This is a genomic window from Vibrio sp. 378 (genome assembly GCF_033339435.1).
This window is the reverse complement of the sequence record NZ_JAWOUO010001015.1, coordinates 1-550: the sequence shown is the minus strand read 5'-3', so window position 1 is coordinate 550 and position 550 is coordinate 1. Positions and strand designations below refer to the sequence as shown.

The window sequence follows — 550 nt, the reverse complement described above, 5'->3', positions numbered from 1 at the left end:
AGGTGCTTTTGCGGAAGACTCAGAAACAGAGGTCTTGCTAGTCGCAGAAACATTAGACAAATTCACATTCATAAAAACTTTCTCGTTTTTAGCTACGCCTTTTTATGGCGTGACCAGATTGCCCATCAGAGGCAAAATTAGATAATTAAACCATTAATTTGCAAAAATCACGCCAACGCATAAGGCTCTTTTCCTGACGAACAACGCACACGAAAAGAGTGGAAGCGAGATCAACTTCAACAAAAATTAGAACGGCTTGGCCTTACGGCTAAACAACAGCGTGGAAAACTCATCCATCTGCTTTTGCTCACGTTTGGCTTCCGCGATTTGCTTTTCTTTCGCTTTCTTTTCGATCATCCACTCGTAAGACATGCGTTCTTGGCGCATCTTGAGCCAGTAGTCTTTGCAGTTTTCGACTTGTTCTTTGAAGTGATGCTCTGCTTGCTTTTGCTTTGACAGTGTCTCGTCAAGCTGACATAAGAATCGGTTGAGATGCCCGTATTGGCTGGCGGTTAACCCCGCTTGACCACGATCCACCAACTGCTGGCAG

At 44.5% G+C, this 550-nt stretch carries 1 protein-coding gene; it reads right to left on the bottom strand.

Translation table 11 applies throughout. The features are described from left to right. Positions 1-246: 246 nt before the first annotated feature. Positions 247-550: flagellar export protein FliJ (gene fliJ, locus R7Q48_RS30110; RefSeq protein WP_318134072.1), on the bottom strand; the 304-nt coding region annotated here is incomplete at its 5' end.